Origin of the sequence: Pedobacter steynii (genome assembly GCF_900103665.1) — a bacterium.
GTDB lineage: Bacteria > Bacteroidota > Bacteroidia > Sphingobacteriales > Sphingobacteriaceae > Pedobacter > Pedobacter steynii.
In genome coordinates this window covers 554,359-562,236 of record NZ_FNGY01000006.1, presented here as the reverse complement: position 1 = coordinate 562,236, position 7,878 = coordinate 554,359, and the positions used below count along the sequence as shown (strand labels likewise).

The following is a 7,878-nucleotide window of genomic DNA, read 5'->3' as shown; positions in this document are numbered from 1 at the left end:
GTTGATTCGATCTCGATATCGATCGTTCCACCATACACTCCGGAAGAAGGTCTTCCTTTTGCATCTACATCACGGTTTAGGGAATAGGCACAGTGAAGTACATCGTACTCCTTGCCCGAAAAGTCTAATCTTGCTTTGAAAGCCATAACTTTTGGTTTTAGGGTTGTTATTTAATTAACTACTCCTATAACGTCAAAAAGTTTGCCACTATTACCTAATAATCAACGATATATCAGAAAAAAAATAAAAACATTTTCAAAAGCCACTTTATAGCGCAATAAGACATTTTCCTTCTGAAAAAATAAAAATCTAAAGATTTCCGGATCTTACATCATTTTTGAACCGAAGCTCTCTAACTTTCTCAGCCATTTCTTACTGTAATCATTCTCAAGGGAATACAACTGACCAATTGTACTGGTATGGACCGGATGAAAACGACAATTTTCAAAAACGTTTCTTTTTATAGACAGGTAAGTGACTTTCTTGTCTTGTTTCCAATACTCAAAAGTTTCTTCGTCCAGAATGGAGATGATGCGTGCTGACTTGCCGCTGAAGTTATTGCTGATGTTCTGGAATTTGGACACAAAAACCTGGTCAGGCATAAAGAGCCTGTCGAAGAAACCTTTAATCCTGGTAGGGATCGACGATAAATATACCGGACAGAATAAAACGACATGATTTGCCCACATGATCATATCCAATGCGCGCTTCAGATCCGGCTCCAGTTCAGGAACCCGGTTATTGAATTGCTTATTGGAATTAAAGATCAGGTCAATAATTGCAATTTCCTTCACATGTGCACCGGCATCCGCGGCTCCTTTATGGTAGGCCTGGATCAGGTGGCTTGTCGCAGCGGTCTTTTCAGGATCACCATTGATGATCAATACTTGTTTCATTTATTCCCCGGCCTAAGTAAACATTGAGGTGCTAAATTATAAAGAAATTGTTAAGTCAGGAAATGCAATCCGGCTTAAAAAAAAATCCGGAGCAGATTTATTAAATCTGTCCGGACATTGTTTAAAAAAGAAAAAAATTATTAGCTACTGCTGTGCATATTCTGAGCTCCAGGTAGTTTCCTCATCCTCCCCTTTCTGACCATCCAGTTTCACAACGAAACTTTTTGCCGGGAAATAAGGAGTAATGTGAATGTCCAGGTGGATTTTATCTTTCTGCACTTCATCACGCTCAAAACGCATGATTTTAAAACGCTCGATCAGGCGCTCCGGTCCCTGAATACCATCCAGGAATTTCACGATCTGTCCGCGAAGGTCCTGTTCTGTTTTAGAAGTCCAGTTTTCAAAAGCCCTTCTGTTCAGGAAGTCGAACAATACTTTGGTCACGTAATCAAACACACGTACTACCGAATAAGTCTGCAGCCCAATGTTATCCCCGTTGAATAAGGTTTTAGCTGAGAAGGCCATTACTTTTCCATACTCGTTTACCATCGGTACCAAACCAATTCTTTCCAGGTGCGAAATTTCACTTTTCTTCAGGTCAAACTTCACTCCATCCACATCATTGATGGCACCATGTTTTTTACCTGCAGTTACCTGCGACATCAGGGTGTAATACATCTTACCAGCCAAAGCTGCAGATCCGGGTACGGTTAAATCGTCTTCTTCACCTACTTCAGCAACCTTTCCTCTTCCTACCAACCAGTTACAGGTCATGATCGTATTTGATTTGAAAGCATCACCACCGGTTAAGTTCGCCGCAGTAAACAAGTCAATGACATCATCCGGCTGATCAAGATCCGCGAAATCAGTTACCAGCATCGCTTTATTTTCATAAGCAATCTTGCTCCATTTCTCTACTACTTTATTGGAGCCCATATATCCCGGGATTACCATTAAAGAGTAGTTCTCGCGAAGATCCAGTCTATCGTATTTTTGTTTCAGCTCATCGCTTACATAATCGATAAACCTTGGGTTGTCCAGATCTTTGATCTGGTCCATGGAAGCATTCATCATGATCACATTCTTCACTTTGTCTGCTTCCGTATTTTGATAGAACAAGTTCACCGAACGGTAAGCCTGCTCCAGTTCTCTGGTACTTTCCAATGCAGAAGCAATGTTCTTATTCAGGTTTTCTTCTGCATTTTTTAATTTCTCTGTGCTCTTATCTACCATAGAAGCTACAGAATCAGAATCCTCCAATACATCAATCCAAAGCTGGATTTTCTTTTTCAGTTCATCTCTTTCCTTTTTCTTTTCATCACCGGTCAGGAAGATCTGCTTTCTTGCTTTTCTTTCCGGGTTTAAGTTCTGTAAACCGTCTACTGTTGCTTCCAACAGATCAAAACCACCTACTCTTGCCAGTTTATCCAAACTATCCTGAAGGGAAAGTTTCTCTTTACTCTGCTTTTCCGCCGGCTTAAATGCCGTTTCCTGTGATGAATCCTGTGCTATTTTTTGTTCTTCTGGAGTTGCCATGCTAATATTTTTAAATCGTTCTTTGGTGGATTACTGAATTATTTATTCTCTTCTAATTCAGCAACAAAATTTTTCAAAGCACTGATAAAAGCACTTTTTGTTTCTTCATCATCAAGCGTAGCTTTCAAAGTCTTGTTCGACTTCAGTTGCTTGATCACATTCAGGGACATTTCCCTTTCGATGTTTACATTGCTCAGATGGGTACTTTGATTGATGATGTGTTTTACCGCAAAATCACCCAGATTGCTGAAATGAAGGGTTTCCGGTGTGGTAGATCCATCTTCTCTTTCAAATGCAACGTTCACCTTCGGCTTATAATGGTTGAAAACTTCCTGTACAGTTTTTAAACCCTCCACTTTTTCAGGTTTGATGGGATCATTATCTGTCAGCTTTTGTATGAATAAAGTTTTATTATAGGCAATGTCTGCAAACGCTTCGGAGGTATCTATTTTTCTTTCGTTACCACCAATTTCATAGTTAAACATAGTATTGATATTTAAGGGTTTAAGATCTTTTTATTACTAAAAATATTGAATTTAATTAAGAAAACATTATTTACTTATATTTTGTTTTCCAGTTCAGTTACCGCACTTTGTTCGATAATTTCCCATTCCAGGCGCTCCTCGTTTTCGTGCTTTTTAATCACAATCAGGTTTCCTTTTTTCAATTCTCCTGAGATGATATATTTGGAAATTGGCCTTCTCAGCTCATTCCTGATCACTCCCGACAACTGTCTGGCCCCATACTTAGGCGTAAATCCACTCAAAGCCAACATCTTAACAGCTTCCGGCTCTATCTCAAAAGCTATGCCTTGTTTGTCCAGCGCCTCGATTAAGCTCTTCAACTGAATTTCAAAGATGCGCACTACATTGTGCTCTGAGATCGGCGCAAAAGGCACAATCTCCGATAAACGCGCTAAAAATTCAGGTCTGAAATGCCGGGCCATAATTTCCATCAGCTGCTGCGATGTAGGAATCTCTCCTTTAGCCACCTGTTCAGCAATCCACTCACTTCCGATATTGGAAGTAAATAAGATCAGGGAATTGGAGAAGTCACCTTCTTTACCTAACCTGTCGTGCATATGTCCTTCATCTAAAATCTGAAGGAAAGTATCAAATACCGAAGGGTGTGCTTTTTCAATCTCATCAAAAAGCAGGACCGAATACGGCTGTTGCCTGATTTTGTTCACCAATAAACCACCTTCTTCATAGCCCACATATCCCGGAGGCGCACCATACAGCAAGGCCGCAGAATGTTCTTCCTTGAATTCGGACATGTCAAAGCGAATCATTGCTTTCTCATCATTAAAGAGAAACTCGGCAATAGATTTGGCCAGCTCCGTTTTACCTGTTCCGGTTGGTCCCAATAAGAAAAATGATCCGATTGGTTGTCCTTTTTTATTCAACCCACTTCTGGATTCCAGGATTGCATCAGAAACCGCCCTTAAAGCCTGATCCTGTCCGACTACCCTTCTCTTCAGAAACTGCTCCATATTCAGGAGTTTTTCTTTTTCCTGAGCCTGGATCTTTCCTAAAGGAATTCCGGTTTTATAGGAAACGATAGAAGCGATGTCCTGTTTATGCACTTCATCCGTTTTTTGTTCCGCCAGCAGCTTTAATGCCGCCAGGTTCTTGCTCAGGTAATCATGGTACTCTTCGATCGCTTCAAAGGCTTCTACCTGTGTTTCATCGGTCAGCTGACCAAGAAGTACAGGACTTACCTTGTCCATCAGCTGACTGTACAACCAGCGATAATCCGCCAGTCTGATTTCTTCCGCTTCTTCCGAAATTTCCAGTTCACCAAGTCTGACCGATAATTCTTCCAAAACTTTATCAGAAGTATCGTTCATCATTTTCATGGCAGCCATGGTCCGGTCCAGTAAATCAAAGGCCGAATCCGGCAGGCGGCGGTCTTTCATATAACGTTTTGCCAGCCTTACACATTCAGGGATAGAGTCCGGCTGAATTTTCAGCTGGTGGTGGTCCTCATATTTTTCCTTCAGTTTCTCCAGCATTTTAATGGCTGAAGCCTCATTCGGTTCGTTGACCTGCAGCACTTCAAACCTTCTGCTGAAAGCCTGTTCAGGTTCTATAATTTTACGGTACTCATCAATCGTTGTCGCACCGATCACGGTGATTTCTCCTCTCGCCAGCTCCGGTTTGAGCAAATTGCCCACCCCGCCACCAATAGGACCTTTATTGTCAAGCAGGGTATGGATCTCATCGATAAACAGCACCGCTTTATCAAATTGCTTGATCTCTTTCAGGATATTCTTCAATCTGTCTTCAATCTCTCCTTTATAAGAAGCTCCTGCGATCAATGAACCCAGATCCAACTCAAACAACTGAACTCCTTTGAGCAGTTCAGGAACATTATCAGCGATGATATCCTGCGCAAAGCCATCTACCAATGCGGTTTTACCTACCCCTGCATCACCGGTAATGATCACATTCGGTTTGGTCCGCCGGCAAAGAATCTCCATGATCATCCTTGCTTCCCGGTCTCTGCCGATGATCGGATCCGTCTTTCCATCTCTGGCAAGGGCAATCCGGTCAATACAGTATTTATGAAGAGCCGAGGCCGCTCCCGAAGCTTTTGCCTCCTTACCCGATCCTCCAGGCGAAACAACCTGCTGAATCTCTTCATCTTTGATGTACAGATCCAGTAATTCTCTTTCTTTGATCGGAAATGATTTCAGCTCATCCGGTTTAAATCCTATCGTAGGCTTACACAATGCAGTAAGGATACATACCGGCGTAATCAGGTCCAGCCCGAGTTTAATCCGGATATGGTCGGCTTCTTCAAAAACCTTTGCGATCTCCCGACTACCTTTTACTTCATCAGGAGCCGAGGCTGCTTTATCCAACTCTTCAATTCTTACTTCTGCCCATTCACTGATATATTCCTCATCTTTCCCTATGGACGACAAAAACTGTCTCAATCCCACGTCTTTATGCATCAACCCTTTTAACAGGTGTGCCGCAGTAAATTCCGGGTTATGGTATTCCTTAGCCAGGGATTGTGCAACCCTGATGGCTAGCTTTACTGATTCACTGATATTTGTAAGACTCATAATCTAAATGCTAAGGGGTTTCTTTTTCAACAGGAGCAATAAAATTCTGCTCTGTGATGTAGTAATACGTCTTTCCATTGGAAATGAACTGCTGACCAACCTGAGTACTCCTCTTGATGCGCTCACTTGAGCTGATCAGGAATTTCAAATAATTCTCAAAATCCAGCTGCGGCATTTTGCTTCCTCTTTTCAGATCAATTACCGTGTATTTGTTCAACAGCTCGTTTTGTACAGGTAAGCCCGTTACGGTCTTAAAATATTTTGCCAGGCTCATTTTCCTGATATCGCTGTTGGAGATGTCCATATCTAACAACTGACGCTGAATATTGATGTAATTCTTTACCAGTTTACTTCTGAAGGACGACTGGTCCGGCTGAAGGTTCTGTCCGATCATCAAAGAAAAGATATCGTTCAATTGCTTAAATTCCATTGTATTTAAGACCACCGAGTATTGCAGCAACGATTTGTTCTTTGCTACGATATCTTCCGCAACAGAATTGGTCATGTAATATTTAAACGCATTGTGCGGCATCTTATCTGCTACATCACCGTAAACAGGAGCTTCCAGCTGCGACTCTACCGTAACAGATAGGTTTTTACGCGCTATACCTGTTAAGCGGAAAGCGCTATCCAAAGAGCTGATCTGGCTGTTGATGTCCATATCCGTTTCTTTGATGAAACGTTTCAGGGCAATGTTCATCGATTCTGCAGAATTTACCGATCCTTTAGTTGGGAAAACTACCCCACCCTGAATCAAACTGTTTTTAGGATAATCCAGGTAGTAAGAAATGGAATCCAGTTTACTCGTATTGTAAGCCTGTGTACTATTTAATCCTTCTCCTTTTACCAAAAATCTTTTCTTTCTGTCTGCCGCATAAACCGCTGCATCAGATACTAATTTCTTAGACTGCAATACGAAGTTGTTAAACAACTGATCGTAATCGCTATACATTTGGATGGCCAGTAACCTCGCGTCTACCTGAGCAAAATCTTCCGTCAGCTGATTCAAACGATAAGCAGTAGAACTTTCATTTCCGGTACTTCCAATCAATACGATCAGGTTTGTTTCATTATGGTGATTTTTCAACAGGTTTAATCCTGCTTTAATTCCATCATAAACTGGTTGATGAGCGATCCGTCCATTACATCCTTCTGTTTTCTTCGCTTCTTTGGAAAGGAAGGACATCAGCGTTCTGTAATCCGGAGATAAAGATGGAGAACTTAAAATCCCGGTAGATGCACAACTTACACCATCTCTGTAAACCACAGCGCCATAGCTTAAATTGTGTTTTTTACCATATTCATTGAAAACATTTTCAAATGACTGAATCGTGTTCGTCAGTCCGGAGAAATACCTTGTCATCGGACTTCCGCCATCTACTACAAAAACCACATTGATCTTATGGATGTTCTTTCTCAGGTCAAGATAGCTCAGGTAAGGCAATGCTGAACCGCTGATCGTGATGACTTTATTGTCTGATTTATTGTATACATCAGCAGCAGTACCCAATACATAACGTCCGTTCCCTTCCTCAGCAACTACCGGAGAACTTCTCAGGATCACATCGTTGGTTCCCAGAAGCGGGTCCATATGTACGCCATGCAGGGCAAAAGCTACAGAATCACTTTGTTCGTAAGAGTTGATCTGTAAAGGAGAGATGAACAACCTGTTTCCCCAGTTGTGCACCGCATCTGCTGCAATCCAGCCATAAACACTTTTTCTTGCGCTATCCGCTACGAGCTGATCTTCATTTCCAATCAGGTATTTCTTTCCATCTTCAGATTTTTTGAAAATGTAGGAGATCTCATGAAGCCTCACCTTTGCCGAACGTTGTTTCAATTCCGGAGAATTGTAAACATAAGCAGAATCCGTATTGTCATAATAGAACTTTGATTCCGTCATTGGCATTTTACCATTGATGACGGCGATAGATTTCTCCGGATAGCCGGATTTCTGATTGGAAAAAGAACGCTGCCAAAGCAACAGCTTTGATTTCGGAATCCAGCCATAGCTGATCGCGCTTTTTTTATCATTGATCTTTCTGCCCCTGATCATTCCAGCTTTATACTTGATCAGCTTCAGGTATCCGTTTTCTTCTTTGGATACATAAAAAGGCTCCATGAAGTTCAATTTCTTCATGATCAGACTTCCGCCCGGAGCGGTTGTGGTATAATTTTCATCCCTGTCGGAGAAAACGATCCAGGGTAAGTTTGTCGTTTTGCCTTCGGTGCTTAAATCGGTATTGGCAGATGGCTTTTCGAAAGCCTTAGGCATATATTTCACTTTCTTCCCAAATGCTGCCGGCGACTGTGCCATAACAAAAGCAGTTTGGGTGATGAGTACTAATAGGGAGATCATTCGTTTCATAGATG

Annotated in this window: 6 protein-coding genes; all 6 read right to left on the bottom strand. The window is 41.7% G+C overall.

All coding sequences use genetic code 11. The annotated features are described in order from the left end of the window. Positions 1–146, bottom strand: a 146-nt coding sequence (gene tssD / locus BLQ87_RS19220; RefSeq protein WP_317048276.1) for a type VI secretion system tube protein TssD, incomplete at its 3' end; no start/stop codon positions are given. 180 nt (positions 147–326) lie between these two features. Beyond that, positions 327–896, bottom strand: a complete 570-nt coding sequence (locus BLQ87_RS19215) for an NAD(P)H-dependent oxidoreductase (protein ID WP_074609953.1) — start codon at positions 894–896, stop codon at positions 327–329. 144 nt (positions 897–1,040) lie between these two features. Further along, a complete protein-coding gene (locus BLQ87_RS19210) occupies positions 1,041–2,432 on the bottom strand; it encodes a DUF5458 family protein (RefSeq protein ID WP_074609951.1) in 1,392 nt (463 codons plus the stop codon). Positions 2,433–2,470: 38 nt separating this feature from the next. Continuing rightward, positions 2,471–2,917 carry a hypothetical protein gene (locus tag BLQ87_RS19205; protein ID WP_074609949.1) on the bottom strand — a complete coding sequence of 149 codons (447 nt, stop codon included), beginning with the start codon at positions 2,915–2,917 and terminating at the stop codon, positions 2,471–2,473. A 74-nt stretch (positions 2,918–2,991) separates the two neighbouring features. Beyond that, complete coding sequence (locus BLQ87_RS19200) at positions 2,992–5,505, bottom strand: ATP-dependent Clp protease ATP-binding subunit (RefSeq protein ID WP_074609947.1); 2,514 nt, start codon at positions 5,503–5,505, stop codon at positions 2,992–2,994. A gap of 10 nt (positions 5,506–5,515) precedes the next feature. Continuing rightward, on the bottom strand, positions 5,516–7,873 hold the full coding sequence (gene tssR, locus BLQ87_RS19195; RefSeq protein WP_074609945.1) for a type VI secretion system protein TssR domain-containing protein: 2,358 nt from the start codon (positions 7,871–7,873) through the stop codon (positions 5,516–5,518). Positions 7,874–7,878 lie beyond the last annotated feature (5 nt).

Coding starts and splice junctions, on each gene's coding strand:
- BLQ87_RS19215 (WP_074609953.1), bottom strand. CDS start 896: ATGAAACAAGTATTGATCATCAATGGTGATCCTGAAAAGACCGCTGCG.
- BLQ87_RS19210 (WP_074609951.1), bottom strand. CDS start 2,432: ATGGCAACTCCAGAAGAACAAAAAATAGCACAGGATTCATCACAGGAA.
- BLQ87_RS19205 (WP_074609949.1), bottom strand. CDS start 2,917: ATGTTTAACTATGAAATTGGTGGTAACGAAAGAAAAATAGATACCTCC.
- BLQ87_RS19200 (WP_074609947.1), bottom strand. CDS start 5,505: ATGAGTCTTACAAATATCAGTGAATCAGTAAAGCTAGCCATCAGGGTT.
- tssR (WP_074609945.1), bottom strand. CDS start 7,873: ATGAAACGAATGATCTCCCTATTAGTACTCATCACCCAAACTGCTTTT.